Genomic DNA, 16,737 nt, shown 5'->3' with positions numbered 1-16,737 from the left:
ATGAGAAAGAGAAATAAAACACTCTTAATTGGATTAGGTGTGTTATTCGTGATTTTTGCCATTCTGTTATCACTGAACCGATTTTATGTTGATTATCTTTGGTTTGTGGAAATGGGATATACGCAAATTTTCTTTAAAGAATTGGTGACAAAAACACAAATAGGTATTCCGATCTTTATCGGATTGATACTTATTTTGTTTTTTTATTTAAAATTGCTTAATCGCATTTCATCAAAGTATATTGGGAGTGTTCAGAAAGCGACAAAAAAGCAAAATATCATTGCTATTGCAGTGAGTGGTTTGGTCGCATTTTTTCTTACCATTATGATTGCCGACCAGCTTTGGTACCAAATACTGGAATTTGTCAATCAGACTCAATTTAATCTGACAGATCCGATATTCAACCAGGATCTGGCTCTTTATTTTTTTGGTTTGCCATTATACCAGGAAATTTTTTCAATATTTATTGGATTTTTCGCAACCATTGTGGTGCTGACGTTTTTATATACAGCATATATTCTTTATCAGGGAAAGAAAATCGAATTCAGCCGGGAACAAGATCTGGATTCCATTAAAGACAATGCCAAGGGGATATTCAAATCCTATCTTGAGATCGCATCCAAGCAGATTGGTATCTTTTTAGGCGTGCTTTTTTTAATCCTGTCATTGGGAAGCTTTATGGAAGCTTTTCAGTTGTTGTATTCGACGTCGGGAATTGTCTATGGCGCCGGTGCAGCAGACATTGATATCGGACTAAAGGTCATCATCGTTAAAGGTGTCTTATGTTTGGTTCTGGCGGTCATATCGATCGTTGCGGGTTATCGGAAAAAGTATTTATTAATGGGGGCTGGTCCGGTCCTACTAATTGTTGTGGTAATTCTGGGTGGAGCTGCCCAGGGCATCTACGAATCTCTGGTTGTTATCCCCAACCAATTTACAAAAGAAGAGCAGTATATTGCCAATAATATCGATTTTACGCAACACGCCTATGATTTGGCGAATGTGGAAACGAAAGAGTTTTCAGGGACTCAGGAAATAACGGCTCAGGATATTAAAGAAAATCAGATTACGATCGATAATATACCCATTAATGATCAAATCCCAACTCAGGAAATGTATAATTCCCTGCAGGGGATTCGTAACTACTATCAATTCTATGATGTCGATGTGGATCGCTATTTTGTTAATGGTGTCTATACCCAGGTCTTTCTGGGTACCCGGGAAATGAACAATAACTTACTGCCCGATGAAGCAAAAACCTGGGTTAATCAGCATTTGAAGTATACCCATGGCTTTGGCGTGGCGGTGTCTCCGGTAAATAAAACCAATAATGTCGGACAACCAGATCTAATTGTCAAAGATATTCCGCCAGTTACGGATGTGAGTGAGCTGATTATTGACGAACCCCGGATATACTTTGGCGAAAATGATTATGACTATGTGGTTACAAACTGTACCACAGCAGAGTTTGATTACCCTCAGGGGAATGATAACCAGGAGGTGACCTACACGGGAACAGCGGGAATAGAGATGTCCTTTATTAATAAATTGGCATTTGCGCTCTACCATGGGTCATCAGAACTGCTTTTGGCAAATGAAATTACCGATGAGAGCAGAATGCTGATCCATCGGAATATTTCAGAACGGGTCTCAACGATTGCGCCATTTTTAAGCTATGAGAGCGATCCTTACATGGTGATCTCAGAAGGTCGTCTGTATTGGATTGTTGATGCTTTCACTACCAGTGATCGCTACCCTTATTCACAACCCTTTGATAATGCCGGCAATAATTATGTCCGCAATTCAGTCAAGGTGGTTGTTGATGCCTATAATGGCGACGTGACCTTTTATAAGGTTGATGACGAACCGGTACTGGAAACCTACAGCAAAATATTCCCGGGATTTTTAAAAGATCTCTCTGAAATGCCGGAAGGAATCAGAGCACATCTGCGGTATTCAAAAACCATGTTTGATATTCAATCGGATATTTATAAAACCTATCATATGTCAAATGCCCGGGTCTTTTATAATAAAGAAGATCAGTGGGAAACCGCGACCCAGTTTTATGAATCAGAAAAGTCGGAAGTACCTGTAGGGTCAGCTTATACGATTATGAAGTTGCCGGATCGGGAAGCAGAATTCATGCTGACGGTACCGTTTACCCCTAAAGATAAAGATAATATGATTGCCTGGTTGGCAGGCGTGTCGGATGGTGCTGGTTATGGGCAGTTGATCCTGTATGAGTTCCCTAAACAGCAATTGGTTTATGGACCGATGCAGATTGAACAGCGGATTGATCAGGATACGATTATTTCACCACAGTTGACGCTTTTAGGTCAGCAGGGCTCTCGGGTTCTGCGCGGGAATCTGATGTCGATACCGATCGAAAATGCGATTATTTATGTGGAACCAATCTACATTCAAGCATCTGGTGGTGACAACAATCTGCCGGAATTAAAAAAAGTGGTGGTTTGTTACCAGAACGAAATTGTCATGGCTGACTCTCTGGAACTGGCATTGGCACAGGTTTTTGACATTCAGGAAATACTAGATGACAACGCAGTACCTCAAAGCACTGGTGGTAGCACATCCACTAATGCAGAATTAGTGGTTAAGGCTAATAGCCTATTTAAAGAAGCTCAAGAAGCCCAAAAAGCCGGTAACTGGGCAGGATACGGTCAGAAAATAAATGAGTTGGAACAGGTTCTGGCTCAGCTTACGCAACTTTCTGGCGTAACTCAATAGGAGATAAGATCATAAGTTATAAAAGCAGGAGGATAAAATGCTCGATATAAAGCGCATAAGAGAAAATAAAGAAGAAGTTCAGGCTGGCTTGGACAAACGCGGTCAATACGATTTAAGCGCAATTACCGCTTTAGATGAAAAACGCCGGGAAACATTGGTTCAAGTTGAAGAAATGAAGAGCCGTCAAAATCTGGTGTCAAAACAAATTCCGGTTTTGAAAAAAGAAAACAAGGATTGCTCCGAGATATTTGCAGAAATGAAGGAATTGTCAAACAAGATCAAGGAGTTGGATACGGCAGTTAAAGCAATCGATGATGAGATCAAAGTTTTATTGCTGAATTTTCCGAATATTCCCAATCCTCAAGTTAAGGTTGGGAAAGACGATACTGACAATCTGGAAGTCAGAAAATGGGGCGAACCCAGAAACTTTGATTTTGAGATTAAAGCCCATTGGGATATTGGGGTAGATCTGGACATCCTGGATTTTGAACGGGCCGTCAAAATAACCGGCGCTCGATTTAGTATGTTTAAAGGCGAAGGAGCCCGTTTGCAGCGGGCTTTGATTAACTTTATGCTCTACACCCATTGCGTGGAGCATCAGTACACTGAAATCTCTCCACCATTTATGGTGAATCGGGAAAGTATGACTGGCACCGGGCAATTACCTAAATTTGAAGATGATGCCTTTCATTTGCCCAGCAAGGACTTTTTTCTGGTGCCAACTGCAGAGGTGCCGGTAACCAATATCTATCGCGACGAAATATTAGCAGAAGAAGAACTGCCAAAATACTTTACCGCCTATACGCCTTGTTTCAGACAAGAAGCGGGTTCGGCAGGTCGTGATACCCGAGGATTAATTCGTAATCATCAGTTCGACAAGGTGGAAATGGTTAAATTTGTTCATCCCGATCGATCTTATGAAGAACTTGAAGCTTTAACAAACAATGCCGAACAAATTTTAAAACTACTGGGGATTCCTTATCGGGTAGTTGAATTATGCACGGGAGATCTGGGCTTTAGTTCGGCGAAAACCTACGATATTGAAGTATGGATGCCTAGCTACAACCGCTATGTAGAAATCAGTTCCTGTTCAAATTTTGAAGACTACCAGGCCCGACGGGCTAACATCCGCTTTAGAGACGGTGAAACCAAAAAAACCCGGTTCTTGCATACCCTCAATGGATCAGGACTGGCGGTGGGTAGGACCTTTGCTGCAATTTTAGAAAATTACCAACAAGCGGATGGTTCAGTTTTGGTTCCTGAAAAGTTGGTTCATTACATGTGGGGAAAAACTGTTATTGGCAAGTAAACCAAGCAAATAATGTCTATAGAAAAAAAGTTATAGAAAAAAAGTTATAGAAAAAAAGTTAAAAAATAATTAATGACACCTGTGATTAAGAATGAGTATCGTGTCAGATGGAGGAATAAAATGGGAATAAACGGAAAAGAATTAGTGATAACTGAGGATGGCTTTAATGCCATAAAAAAGGAACTGGAGTATTTGAAAACAGTTAAGCGCCACGAGGTTGCGGATCGCATTAAGACCGCCCGGGAATTTGGTGATTTAAGTGAAAATGCCGAATATGATGAAGCTAAAAATGAACAGGGGTTTGTTGAAGGCCGAATTTCGGAGTTGGAACACAAGCTGAAAATAGCAGTTGTTATTGTTGACAAAGATATCCATACGGAAGACGTTGGCGTTGGCAGTATCGTTAAAATTAAAAACCCATTATTGGACTTTGAAGCCGAATATAAAATTGTTGGATCGGCTGAATCTGATCCCAAGAATAACCGCATTTCCAATGAGTCTCCGATTGGGTCTGCGCTGCTTGGAGCCAAGGTAGGCGATACGGTAAAGGTTCAAATTCCTGACGGTGAAGCAGCATATCAAATTTTAGAAATACGTAGATAGGGGAGCAGACATTGACAACAGAAAACCTTAGTGAACTTCTAGAGATTAGAAGAGATAAATTAAAAAAATTACAAGACGCAGGGAAGAATCCCTTTGAAAATACCAGTTATAGTGTCAGCGTTCACGCAAAAAAAGTTGAAGCATCTTTCGATGAATATGAAGAAAAAGAAGTGACCATGGCAGGACGGATCATGTCTAAACGAGGGCAGGGAAAAGTTTCTTTTTACGATCTTCAGGATTCTACTGGAAGAATTCAGTTATTCCTGAAAAAAGACGCCCTGGTTGATATGTATGACGAAATTAAAACCTATGACATCGGGGATATCGTTGGCGTTAAAGGGGAAATTTTCAAAACAAAAATGGGTCAGATCTCGGTCAGAGTTTCGGAACTGACACTGCTGAGCAAATCTTTACAAATTCTGCCGGAAAAATATCATGGTCTAAAAGATATGGAATTGCGTTATCGGCAGCGTTATGTTGATTTGATTGTAAATCCCGAAGTAAAGGATGTTTTTCAAAAACGATCGCTGATTATGCGAAAGATACGGGAGTTTTATGATTCGCGTGATTTTATCGAAGTAGAAACGCCAGTTCTTTCAAATTTGGCTGGCGGTGCCAATGCCAGACCTTTTATGACTCACCATAATGCTCTGGATATCACGCTATACTGTCGAATTGCCCTGGAACTGCCGCTTAAACGATTAATTGTTGGTGGGTTTGATAAGGTTTATGAAATGAGTCGTGTGTTCAGAAACGAAGGCATGGACGCTACCCATAACCCTGAATTCACATTGTTAGAATCCTACGAGGCATATGCGAACTATGACGATCTGATGAAAATGATCGAAGAGCTCTATAGTTATCTGGCCGAGGAAGTCAATAAATCAGAAATCGTTATTTACGGCGATAAGGAAATCAGTCTGGCAGCACCATTTAAACGGGCCAGAATGGTTGATTTGGTTAAAGAACATACCAATGTGGATTTTGATGTGATGACAGATCTCGATGTTGCCCGGGCTGCTGCAAAAGAACTGCATGTGGATGTGGACGGGAAAAACAGTATCGGTGAAATTATGGCCGAAGTCTTTGACGAATTTGTTGAAGATAAACTGATCCAACCAACCTTTGTGACCATGCATCCAGTTGAAATTTCACCATTGGCCAAGAAAGATCCCAAAGACCCACGCTACACGGAGCGATTTGAACTTTATATAAACGGTGCTGAATGTGCTAACGCCTTCTCCGAACTCAATGATCCCATTGATCAGAAAGAGCGGTTTATGTCTCAGGTACAGAAGAAAACAGATGGTGATGATGAAGCCCATCCATTCGATGCCGACTTTATCAATGCCCTGGAAGTGGGTTTGCCACCTACTGGTGGTTTAGGAATCGGAATTGATCGACTGGTGATGCTATTCACCAATCAGCATAGTATTAGAGACGTTATTCTTTTCCCGACAATGAAACCCATCGACTAATAAATTAATGGACAAGGAGCTCAGAATTTTAAAATTCTGAGCTCCTTTAATTCATAAGAAAAAGATTGGTTTTCAAAATAAAATGTTTAAACAGTAATTATAAGGGGATATAATTAAAACCTCTCGGAATAATAGTTAAATTTTGTCCTTGAAACCAAACAATTAACAGATACCAGGGTCTTTTGACTAAAACAAAAGAAAAACAAAAAAACTTTTAAAAAAGCATTGACAAGAAGGAACAAAGAGCGTATACTAATGAAGTTGTCTCGTAACAGAGGCGGCGGACATTGGGCTGACACATTGAAATTAGCTTGGAATTAACGCAAAAGAATTTCAAAAAACAGCTTGACAACATCGGGAAATGACGATATAATAGAAAAGCTTCTTCGGTCGGAAACGATTGCAGAACGGCGGTCATAGAAAAGAGAATAGTACCATAAAACCTGTAAAACAGCCAAAACATCCGCAAGGATGAAGGCGGCTAAAATAGAAACAGAGAGATGCACTCTTAAAAACATTAACTCGGTAGAGGATAAACTACAGTTATTCAAATGAGACAGCATTTAAAGGCCTAACGGCTTTAAATACAAACTTTTATTGAGAGTTTGATCCTGGCTCAGGACGAACGCTGGCGGTATGCTTAACACATGCAAGTCGAACGAGACAAAAGAGAAGTGCTTGCACGGATCTTTTAGAAAGTGGCGAACGGGTGAGTAACGCGTGGGTAACCTACCCTATGGAAAGGAATAGCCTCGGGAAACTGGGAGTAATGCCTTATAAGATATATTTGTCGCATGGCAGATGTATTAAACGCTCCGGTGCCATAGGATGGACCCGCGTCCCATTAGCTAGTTGGTGAGATAACAGCTCACCAAGGCGACGATGGGTAACCGGTCTGAGAGGGCGAACGGTCACACTGGAACTGAGACACGGTCCAGACTCCTACGGGAGGCAGCAGTGGGGAATATTGCGCAATGGGGGAAACCCTGACGCAGCAATACCGCGTGAGTGAAGAAGGTTTTCGGATCGTAAAGCTCTGTTATTGGGGAAGAAAAAAAGACGGTACCCAAGAAGAAAGTCCCGGCTAACTACGTGCCAGCAGCCGCGGTAATACGTAGGGGACAAGCGTTGTCCGGATTTACTGGGCGTAAAGGGCACGCAGGCGGTTTTTTAAGTCAGATGTGAAAGGTACCGGCTCAACCGGTGACATGCATTTGAAACTGAAAGACTTGAGTATTGGAGAGGCAAGTGGAATTCCTAGTGTAGCGGTGAAATGCGTAGATATTAGGAGGAACACCGGTGGCGAAGGCGGCTTGCTGGACAAATACTGACGCTGAGGTGCGAAAGCGTGGGGAGCAAACAGGATTAGATACCCTGGTAGTCCACGCCGTAAACGATGAGTGCTAGGTGTTGGGGAGACTCAGTGCCGCAGCTAACGCAATAAGCACTCCGCCTGGGGAGTACGACCGCAAGGTTGAAACTCAAAGGAATTGACGGGGACCCGCACAAGCAGCGGAGCATGTGGTTTAATTCGAAGCAACGCGAAGAACCTTACCAGGTCTTGACATCCTCTGACCATCTGAGAGATCAGACTTTCCCTTCGGGGACAGAGAGACAGGTGGTGCATGGTTGTCGTCAGCTCGTGTCGTGAGATGTTGGGTTAAGTCCCGCAACGAGCGCAACCCCTGTGGTTAGTTGCCATCATTTAGTTGGGCACTCTAAGCAGACTGCCGTGGATAACACGGAGGAAGGTGGGGACGACGTCAAATCATCATGCCCCTTATGACCTGGGCTACACACGTGCTACAATGGTCTGAACAGAGGGCTGCGAAACCGCGAGGTGAAGCTAATCCCTTAAAACAGATCTCAGTTCGGATTGCAGGCTGCAACTCGCCTGCATGAAGTTGGAGTTGCTAGTAATCGCAGATCAGAATGCTGCGGTGAATGCGTTCCCGGGTCTTGTACACACCGCCCGTCACACCACGAGAGTTGGCAACACCCGAAGTCAGTGAGGTAACCGTAAGGAACCAGCTGCCGAAGGTGGGGTCAGTAATTGGGGTGAAGTCGTAACAAGGTAGCCGTATCGGAAGGTGCGGCTGGATCACCTCCTTTCTAGGGAATACAGGAAGTCATGGTACTATTTTCTTTTGTATGACTGAGTCATACAAAAACAGTTAAAACACGCATCTTAGGATGCATTTTTTAACGGCGATATTAAAAGGATCGTATTTTTCATCAAAATTCCTTATTTATTTAAGGAAGAATTTTGCCGAAAAATGCGTTAGTTTTTACACCAGTCACACGCTAACGCTTAGTGACTTACCAAATTTTAACAAATTTGGGTAAAAACGTCGATCATTGAAAACAGCATAGTGTATAAATAAAATTTTTGAAATACAATTTCTTAACACGAAAACGTAACATCAAATAGGATCAAGAAGAAAAGAGCACAGGGTGAATGCCTTGGCAATCAGAGCCGAAGAAGGACGCGACAAGCTGCGAAAAGCTACGTGTAGGTGCACATAACCGATAAAGCGTAGATATCCGAATGGGGAAACCCGGCTGGTAGAAGACCAGTCACTGTGACGTGAATACATAGCGTTATGGAGGGAACCTGGGGAACTGAAACATCTTAGTACCCAGAGGAAAAGAAAGAAACATCGATTCCTTTAGTAGCGGCGAGCGAACGAGGAAGAGCCCTGATTACATCAAGGCTGTATTATTAGTTGAACGACATGGGAAGGTCGGACGCAGAGGGTGAGATCCCCGTAGACGAAAATAGTATGGACGGGTAATCGACGAGTACCACGGGACACGTGTAACCCTGTGGGAAGATGGGGGGCCCACCCCCCAAGGCTAAATACTACTGATTGACCGATAGCGGAAAGTACCGTGAGGGAAAGGTGAAAAGAACCCCGGAAGGGGAGTGAAATAGAAACTGAAACCCTGTGCTTACAAGCAGCAGGAGCTAACGTGACTGCGTGCTTTTTGTAGAACGGGCCAACGAGTTACGGTATGTAGCAAGGTTAAGTACTTCAGGTACGGAGCCGTAGGGAAACCGAGTCTGAATAGGGCGACTAGTTGCATGCTGTAGACCCGAAACCGTGTGATCTATCCATGACCAGGATGAAGCTTGGGTAAAACCAAGTGGAGGTCCGAACCAGTGTCTGTTGAAAAAGGCTTGGATGAGTTGTGGATAGGGGTGAAATTCCAATCGAACACGGAGATAGCTGGTTCTCCCCGAAATAGCTTTAGGGCTAGCGTTGTAGAGAGAGTGATGGAGGTAGAGCACTGAATAGGCTAGGGGTCGTAAAGATTACTGAACCTTATCAAACTCCGAATGCCATGCACTTATATACGGCAGTCAGACTGTGTGAGATAAGTCTCATAGTCAAAAGGGAAACAGCCCAGACCATCCGCTAAGGTCCCCAAGTCCAGATTAAGTGGGAAAGGATGTGCAACTGCACAAACAACCAGGATGTTGGCTTAGAAGCAGCCACACATTTAAAGAGTGCGTAATAGCTCACTGGTCGAGTGGTTGTGCGCCGAAGATGAACGGGGCTAAAATCTGGCACCGAAGCGATGGATTATGGTACTACCATAGTGGTAGGGGAGCAATGTCTTGAGGGCGAAGCGAAACTGTAAGGTTTGGTGGACACAAGACAAGAGAGAATGTTGGCATGAGTAGCGAAAGTGAAGTGAGAATCTTCACCATCGAAAGCCCAAGGTTTCCTGAGGAAGGTTCGTCCGCTCAGGGTAAGTCGGGGCCTAAGCCGAGGCGAGCAGCGTAGGCGATGGACAACAGGTTGAAATTCCTGTACCACCTTTAATTGTTTGAGAGATGGAGTGACACAGAAGGATAAGCGAACCCAGCGGTTGGAAAAGCTGGGCCAAGCGTCAAGGCTGAGTAGGGAGGCAAATCCCCTTACTCATAAGGCCAAGGCGTGACGGGGAACGAAAAATAAGTAGGGAAGTCGCTGATTTCACGCTGTCAAGAAAAGCTTCTATTGAGAGAGAAGGTGCCCGTACCGTAAACCGACACAGGTAGGCGAGGAGAGAATCCTAAGATGAGCGGGAGAAGTGTTGTTAAGGAACTCGGCAAAATGACTCCGTAACTTCGGGAGAAGGAGTGCCCCCTTATGGGGGCCGCAGAGAAGAGGCTCAAGCGACTGTTTAGCAAAAACATAGGTCTCTGCTAAATCGAAAGATGATGTATAGGGGCTGACGCCTGCCCGGTGCTGGAAGGTTAAGAGGAGTGCTAAGCAGCAATGCGAAGGTGCAAATTTAAGCCCCAGTAAACGGCGGCCGTAACTATAACGGTCCTAAGGTAGCGAAATTCCTTGTCAGGTAAGTTCTGACCCGCACGAAAGGCGTAACGATTTGAGCGCTGTCTCGACAACACACCCGGTGAAATTGTAGTACTCGTGAAGATGCGAGTTACCCGCGACAGGACGGAAAGACCCCGTAGAGCTTTACTGCAATCTGGCATTGAGTTTTGATCGTGCACGTACAGGATAGGTGGGAGACAAAGAATTTGGGACGCTAGTTTCGAAGGAGTTGCCCTTGGGATACCACCCTTGTACGATTGGAATTCTAACGAGTGGCCGTAATCCGGTCATCGGACAGTGTCAGACGGGCAGTTTGACTGGGGCGGTCGCCTCCTAAAAAGTATCGGAGGCGCCCAAAGTTACCTTCAGGATGGTTGGAAACCATCTCTTAGAGTGCAAAGGCAAAAAGGTGATTGACTGCGAGAGAGACATCTCGAGCAGAGACGAAAGTCGGGCTTAGTGATCCGGTGGTTCCGAGTGGAAGGGCCATCGCTCAACGGATAAAAGCTACCTCGGGGATAACAGGCTTATCTCCCCCAAGAGTCCACATCGACGGGGAGGTTTGGCACCTCGATGTCGGCTCGTCTCATCCTGGGGCTGAAGCAGGTCCCAAGGGTTGGGCTGTTCGCCCATTAAAGAGGCACGCGAGCTGGGTTCAGAACGTCGTGAGACAGTTCGGTCCCTATCCGTCGTGGGCGTTAGATATTTGAGAAGAGCTGTTCCTAGTACGAGAGGACCGGAACGGACAAACCACTGGTGCACCAGTTGTTCCGCCAGGAGCATAGCTGGGTAGCTAAGTTTGGAAAGGATAAGTGCTGAAGGCATCTAAGCACGAAGCCCCCTTCAAGATAAGATATCTCACCGAAAGGTTAAGGTCCCTGATAGACGATCAGGTAGATAGGCTGGATGTGGAAGTATGGCAACATATGGAGCTGACCAGTACTAATCGACCGAGGTCTTGATCCAAGATTTTATACACTGTGCTGTTTCGAGTGATCGATGATCACCGAAAAACAATTCATATAAATGCAATTATAATTAAATAGTTTTTAACTAGTATAACTAGTTCCGTAATGATGGCGGAAGGGCCACACCTGTTCCCATACCGAACACAGAAGTAAAGTCTTCCAGCGCCGAAAGTACTTGGTGGGCAACTGCCTGGGAGGATAGGACATTGCGGGACTTTTTTTTGCGTGAAACAACGAGCCATGCGGCGAAAAATATAAAAAGAGCGGTGAAGGAGCAAATTTATTTGTTCTTTCACCGCTCTTTTTATATTTTTTAGGAAGGAGCCATCTGGCGACTGACGCGACTAAGGCGTAGCGCAGCGAAGACGAAGTGCCGCATGAGCGAGTAAAACGGCAGTAAAGTGAAGCAGTGATTCAAGTTCACCTAAAAATCAATATTCATCGCTATTTTTTTATGGGCCAAAGCCCCAAACGCAGGCGCAGCGAGAGCTGCGACGGAGTTGCACGGCTTCATTAGACGGCAGTAAGGTTTAATCTCTCTTTTTTATATTTTTAGGAAGGAGCCATCTGGCGACTGACGCGACTGAGGCGCAGCGTAGCGGAGCCGAAGTGCCGCATGAGCGAGTAAAACGGCAGTAAAGTGAAGCGTTGATTCAAGTTCACTTAAAAATCAATATTCATCGCTATTTTTTTATGGGCCAAAGCCCCAAACGCAGGCGTAGCGAGAGCTGTGACGCAGTTGTGAAGGTTAAACAGAAGTTAGTTCTAAAAGCTCTTCTAATAGCCATATTCTTAAAAATTAGCTCATAAGATGATACTTTCATGCTATAATAAATGCATAAAAACTGATATAACTTCAGTTGATTTTGCAAATAGGAGCCGATTATGAAAAAAAACTTACCCTTACTAATTCCCGTGTTGCCGTATCTGATCATGACCTCTTTGATCTTTTTTATATTACCCACGATGGATGCAAATTCAAAATTTTTCACATCCATTATGCTGCTGATTATTCCCACTTATTGTTTCATTTCTGCTTTTATATATGGACTGAAAAACGGAAATGTCTGGCTTTATCCAATTTTTATGGGTTTTATTTTTTTCCCACCAATATTTTTGATTGTTGAGATAAGAGCGTTGATATACGGGGGTATTTATGGGGCAGTTGCGTTATTGGGTATGTATCTAGGCAGCTTACTAAAAAAAAGAAAAACGAATGACGAGAATAAGGAATAAATGCTTATCTTTTAAACCGCAAATCGACGAAATCGGATGTTCAAGTATGAAGGAAGGATTGAGTGTAATTGCAGAAGACTAAACAAAAAATAGGATCAGCAAAAGCGGTTGTGATTATCCCGGAAATTTATGGAATTAACCAATACATAAAAGACTGGGCAGAATTTTTCATTGGTCACGGTTATGATAGCTTTTGTATGAATCTGAGCAGGCGAGACCATGTTTATAGATACTCCGAAAGTAATGAAGCATATCGTGATTTTAAGGTGGAAGTGGGCTTTGATCGATACGTAGAGATAGCGCTCAGTATTGAGGAGCTAAAAAATAGTTATAAAAAAATCATCGTTTTTGGATCAAGTGTCGGAGCCACCATCGCCTGGCGATTGACTGAGAACCGATGTTGTGATGGGATGATTGGCTTTTACGGATCACGAATCCGGGACTATCTGGAAGTCAACCCGGTTTGTCCCTGTCTACTGGTATTTCCGGAACAGGAAGAATCCTTTGATATTCAGTCGATTATTCCAAAGCTTGACCAGAAAGAAAAAGTTGAACTATTCGTTTTCCCAGGTAAACATGGCTTTGCTGATCCTTATGGATATGATTTTAACGAGCAGTCAGGCAAAAAAGCGTTAGATATGGTAAAATACTTTTTAAAAGAAATTGAACAATCAGAAAAGATTTGAGAAAAGAGGATAAGATGACCGATATTGAAAACTTAAAAGGATTGGTAGCAGAATCAGGAAATATTGTTTTCTTTGGCGGGGCCGGTGTTTCCACTGAAAGTGGCATTCCGGATTTCAGGAGTGTCGATGGGTTGTACAGCCAAAGCTACAAATATCCACCAGAAACAATTCTTTCGCATGAATTTTTTATGAATAATACCGAAGAATTCTATCATTTTTATCGTAATAAAATACTGCATCTGGAAGCAAAGCCAAACTTTGCCCATATAAAGTTGGCAGAGCTGGAAACCGAGGATAAACTGAAGGCGGTAATTACTCAGAATATTGATGGACTTCATCAATTGGCGGGGAGTAAAAAGGTGCTGGAACTGCATGGATCGATTTATCGTAATTACTGTATGCACTGTCATCAGTTTTATCCGGTTCAAACGATTAAGGAAAGTCAGGGAGTGCCGGAATGCGGCTGTGGCGGGACGATCAAGCCAGATGTAGTATTGTATGGTGAGGGGCTGAACAGCGATGTCATAAACCAGTCAGTTGGGGCCATCACAAAAGCAGAGGTTCTGATAATTGGGGGAACCTCTTTGGGTGTTTACCCGGCGGCAGGACTGATCGATTATTATCGTGGCAGGAATCTGGTATTGGTAAATAAATCCTCAACGCCGATGGATTCCCGGGCAAATCTTATTATTAAGGGAAGTATCGGGGAAATATTTAAACAACTGAAATGGAGCAAAAAATAAAGAGTCGCTATGGATAGTCAAACAGAACTGAGATACAGACAAAGCAATCGCTTATTAAGATTACTTTTGGGCAACCATACTGTGGAAGAGGTAGTGGAAACCATTAGTTATTTGGCGGAAAAACCAGTTATATTTATTGACATAAACTTCTCGATTCGTGGAATGAGTCGAACTTCTGAGATCACAGATCGCTCATGGCAGTTTGCCATTTCTAAAGGATTCTGCAGCCACGAATTCATTTTTGAACTCGTTAATATTGAAGAGGTCAAGCGCTTTCCCAAGGAACGAACGCCCTATGTGGTCGGGCTGGAAAGTGAGACAAAGGCCTTGGTATCGCCTGTGATCATTCGGGGGAAATACGCCGGTGCGATGGTGATGTTTTTTAAAAAAACTGAAGTGACGAATGGATATTTAGAGTTATTGCTGCTGGCGAATGAAGTATTGACAGAAATTATTATAAAGATTCCCATGTATAAGTATATCCGCGGCAATATGAATGAGGGGATTCTAAAGGATCTGATTGAAGGTAGAGACAAGGAAAATGAAGATTTCAAAGCCTGGGTCCTGGAGTCAGAGCTTAATACCAGTAATAATCTGTGTGTCCTGGTTTCTGAACAAGATGATGCCAATCTTAATCAGGAGGTCATTAAAGACTCACTACGAGATGATTTGTATCACGTCGTTCCTAAATCTCATACAATTTTTTACGGTAATCAGATGGTTGTTTTATGTACGGATCTGGAAACAGAAAAAACGGATAAGGGGATCAGTCGGTTAAAAATATTTATGGAAAAACATGGATTGCGAATTGGCATCAGCGAATTTTTTCAGGGGATTGAGAATTTTCAATGCCATTATTTTCATGCGAAGGCAGCCATTCGCATTGGCTTAACGATTCATGAGAAAGAGCGCCTTTTTAATTATGATGATTATAAGTTTTTTCATCTGCTTGAGAAGGTAACCGGTGAAGCTGGAAATAATCTCAGGGATTTTGTTCAAACTGGTTTGCTGAAACTTGAGAAATATGACCGACGACATCAATCTGAGTTGTTCTATACGTTAAACACACTTATCGATTATGGGTGCAATTATAAAGAAACCTGTGAAGCCCTCCATATTCACCGAAATACTCTCAGTTATCGCATCGATCGAATCAAATCGCTTACTCAGCTGGAGTTAACGGCACCGAAGGTACAGTTTGACTTGGCGTACTCGTTTCGAATTTTAGAGTTTTTAAAACATCAGTAGCTTTTCGCATCAGGGTTGGGCTTAGTAAATAATCACAGAGAGAAATTTTTGTAAATACTGTGCACCACGCACAGATTAATAGCATCATTTTGTTAATCAATGCGGATGTTTTTTTTCGACCCATCGTTTATTCTAACTAAGAGGGATTGTGACCCCTTACTGGGATGATGTAAAGTCCATACTAGACCCCTTAATCTAAGAGAGCTCCGGCTCTTTTTTTGTTTTTTTGAAAAAAATAATAAATGTGTAGAATCATAAGTGATGGTGTACACGGTTTTGATAGCAACCCTTGTAAATGGTGCACAACGGAGGACAGATATTTTGGCGATGATGACCATAGTAAAAATTTGACCTTCTTGTTAAACTGAGCATGTAAACATTATCAGAACCACTCGATGGCGTTTTTATGTTTACAACAATCAAATTTTATTTAAAAGGAGAAAAAGAGATGGATTTTACATTATTAATTGCTGCTTTTGGCGGCGGGTTATTTGCAGCCGCTATCGGTGGTGTGCCATCATTTATTTTTACTGGGTTAACAGTCATTGCCGCAATTCTTGCCGGAGATTTTGGAGCCCCAGCCATTGGAATCGTCAGCTTTGGATCATGGTTCTCACCATGTGTTGCGTTTGCTGGTGCGGTTGCCGCTTCTGCTTATGCTAAAAAAATTGGAAAGTTGGAAGTTGGCGGGGATATTATCACCCCACTAGCAGGATTAAAAGACGCATCCGTATTACTGGTCGGCGGAATTTTTGGTATTATTGGTTACTTATTAAACTTTGTTATCGGCACAGTAATTGGCGCAAATGTACTTGGTTCCGCAGCATGGACCGACACAGTTGCTTTAAGTGTTGTTATTTCTGCCATTTTAGTACGTTTGATTTTTACCGACTCCGGTTTAACAGGTAAAACTCCCGCTGGTGTAACACGACATTATCTGCCTCAGGGCTCTGATTTGATGTTCACTATCGTTCTGGGTGCCGGTTTTGGTATTCTGGTTGGTGGTATTGCGGCGGCTTTCGGCAGTATGGCTTTAGCCGGATCAGGTGAAGCTGGATATCTATTCTCGCAGATGGGTAGTTTTGCCTTTGGTATCGCCGCCTTTGGACTGATCTTTGCCAGTATGGGACTGCCTTTCTATGGCTGCCATCATATTGTATTGCCAGCTGCTTCAACCGCTATCGTTGTTTTTTCAGGAACATTAAGCCCAGTGGCCGCCATTGTAGCTGCCGCCATCACGGGTATCCTGGCAGCGATAATCGGAGAGTTTGCGGGCTTAGCCTTTAACAGTTACGCAGACAGCCACATCGACCCCCCGGCCTGTACAATTTGGGTTTTACAATTGCTTAATTTTTCAGTACTACCTTTAATTTTACCTTCTATTATGTAATTC

9 protein-coding genes and 3 rRNA genes are annotated in these 16,737 nt (G+C 43.1%); all 12 read left to right on the top strand.

Annotation, left to right across the window (positions count from 1 at the left end; translation table 11 throughout):
* The 12 genes from ACIZ62_RS15110 to ACIZ62_RS15055 all read left to right on the top strand — a co-directional run bounded on the left by ACIZ62_RS15110 (position 1) and on the right by ACIZ62_RS15055 (position 16,734).
* Positions 1-2,745: a UPF0182 family protein gene (locus ACIZ62_RS15110; protein WP_111889144.1), complete on the top strand. Its 2,745-nt coding sequence runs from the start codon at positions 1-3 to the stop codon at positions 2,743-2,745.
* A 37-nt stretch (positions 2,746-2,782) separates the two neighbouring features.
* Positions 2,783-4,054, top strand: a complete 1,272-nt coding sequence (serS, locus tag ACIZ62_RS15105; RefSeq protein ID WP_111889145.1) for a serine--tRNA ligase — start codon at positions 2,783-2,785, stop codon at positions 4,052-4,054.
* A 120-nt stretch (positions 4,055-4,174) separates the two neighbouring features.
* On the top strand, positions 4,175-4,657 hold the full coding sequence (gene greA / locus ACIZ62_RS15100) for a transcription elongation factor GreA (RefSeq protein WP_111889146.1): 483 nt from the start codon (positions 4,175-4,177) through the stop codon (positions 4,655-4,657).
* An 11-nt stretch (positions 4,658-4,668) separates the two neighbouring features.
* Positions 4,669-6,135, top strand: coding sequence for a lysine--tRNA ligase (gene lysS / locus ACIZ62_RS15095; RefSeq protein ID WP_111889147.1), 1,467 nt, complete (start codon positions 4,669-4,671; stop codon positions 6,133-6,135).
* Between the two features lie 593 nt (positions 6,136-6,728).
* Positions 6,729-8,247 (top strand): 16S ribosomal RNA (locus tag ACIZ62_RS15090).
* 319 nt (positions 8,248-8,566) lie between these two features.
* A 23S ribosomal RNA gene (locus tag ACIZ62_RS15085) occupies positions 8,567-11,429 on the top strand.
* A 100-nt stretch (positions 11,430-11,529) separates the two neighbouring features.
* Positions 11,530-11,646: ribosomal RNA gene (gene rrf / locus ACIZ62_RS15080) — 5S ribosomal RNA — on the top strand.
* Together the 16S, 23S and 5S rRNA genes form the textbook arrangement of a ribosomal RNA operon.
* Positions 11,647-12,316: 670 nt before the next feature.
* On the top strand, positions 12,317-12,667 hold the full coding sequence (locus tag ACIZ62_RS15075) for a hypothetical protein (RefSeq protein WP_111889148.1): 351 nt from the start codon (positions 12,317-12,319) through the stop codon (positions 12,665-12,667).
* A gap of 68 nt (positions 12,668-12,735) precedes the next feature.
* Positions 12,736-13,353 (top strand): dienelactone hydrolase family protein, encoded by a 618-nt coding sequence (locus ACIZ62_RS15070; protein ID WP_111889149.1) that lies wholly within the window; start codon positions 12,736-12,738, stop codon positions 13,351-13,353.
* 14 nt (positions 13,354-13,367) lie between these two features.
* Entirely contained in the window at positions 13,368-14,096 is a 729-nt protein-coding gene (locus ACIZ62_RS15065) for an NAD-dependent protein deacylase (protein ID WP_414150517.1), read from the top strand.
* Positions 14,097-14,105: 9 nt separating this feature from the next.
* Positions 14,106-15,344, top strand: a complete 1,239-nt coding sequence (locus ACIZ62_RS15060; RefSeq protein ID WP_111889150.1) for a PucR family transcriptional regulator — start codon at positions 14,106-14,108, stop codon at positions 15,342-15,344.
* Positions 15,345-15,792: 448 nt separating this feature from the next.
* Positions 15,793-16,734, top strand: a complete 942-nt coding sequence (locus ACIZ62_RS15055) for a hypothetical protein (protein ID WP_111889151.1) — start codon at positions 15,793-15,795, stop codon at positions 16,732-16,734.
* The last annotated feature ends 3 nt before the right edge of the window (positions 16,735-16,737 follow it).

The sequence above is a fragment of the Acetobacterium carbinolicum genome (genome assembly GCF_047456275.1).
Taxonomy (GTDB): Bacteria; Bacillota; Clostridia; order Eubacteriales; family Eubacteriaceae; genus Acetobacterium; species Acetobacterium carbinolicum.
The sequence above is the reverse complement of the archived record's forward strand: the minus strand, read 5'-3'. Positions and strand labels throughout refer to the sequence as shown.

Excerpts from the sequence above, each read along its gene's own strand:
- ACIZ62_RS15110 (WP_111889144.1), top strand. The coding sequence starts at position 1 with ATGAGAAAGAGAAATAAAACACTCTTAATTGGATTAGGTGTGTTATTC.
- ACIZ62_RS15065 (WP_414150517.1), top strand. The coding sequence starts at position 13,368 with ATGACCGATATTGAAAACTTAAAAGGATTGGTAGCAGAATCAGGAAAT.
- ACIZ62_RS15075 (WP_111889148.1), top strand. The coding sequence starts at position 12,317 with ATGAAAAAAAACTTACCCTTACTAATTCCCGTGTTGCCGTATCTGATC.
- serS (WP_111889145.1), top strand. The coding sequence starts at position 2,783 with ATGCTCGATATAAAGCGCATAAGAGAAAATAAAGAAGAAGTTCAGGCT.
- greA (WP_111889146.1), top strand. The coding sequence starts at position 4,175 with ATGGGAATAAACGGAAAAGAATTAGTGATAACTGAGGATGGCTTTAAT.
- ACIZ62_RS15055 (WP_111889151.1), top strand. The coding sequence starts at position 15,793 with ATGGATTTTACATTATTAATTGCTGCTTTTGGCGGCGGGTTATTTGCA.
- ACIZ62_RS15060 (WP_111889150.1), top strand. The coding sequence starts at position 14,106 with ATGGATAGTCAAACAGAACTGAGATACAGACAAAGCAATCGCTTATTA.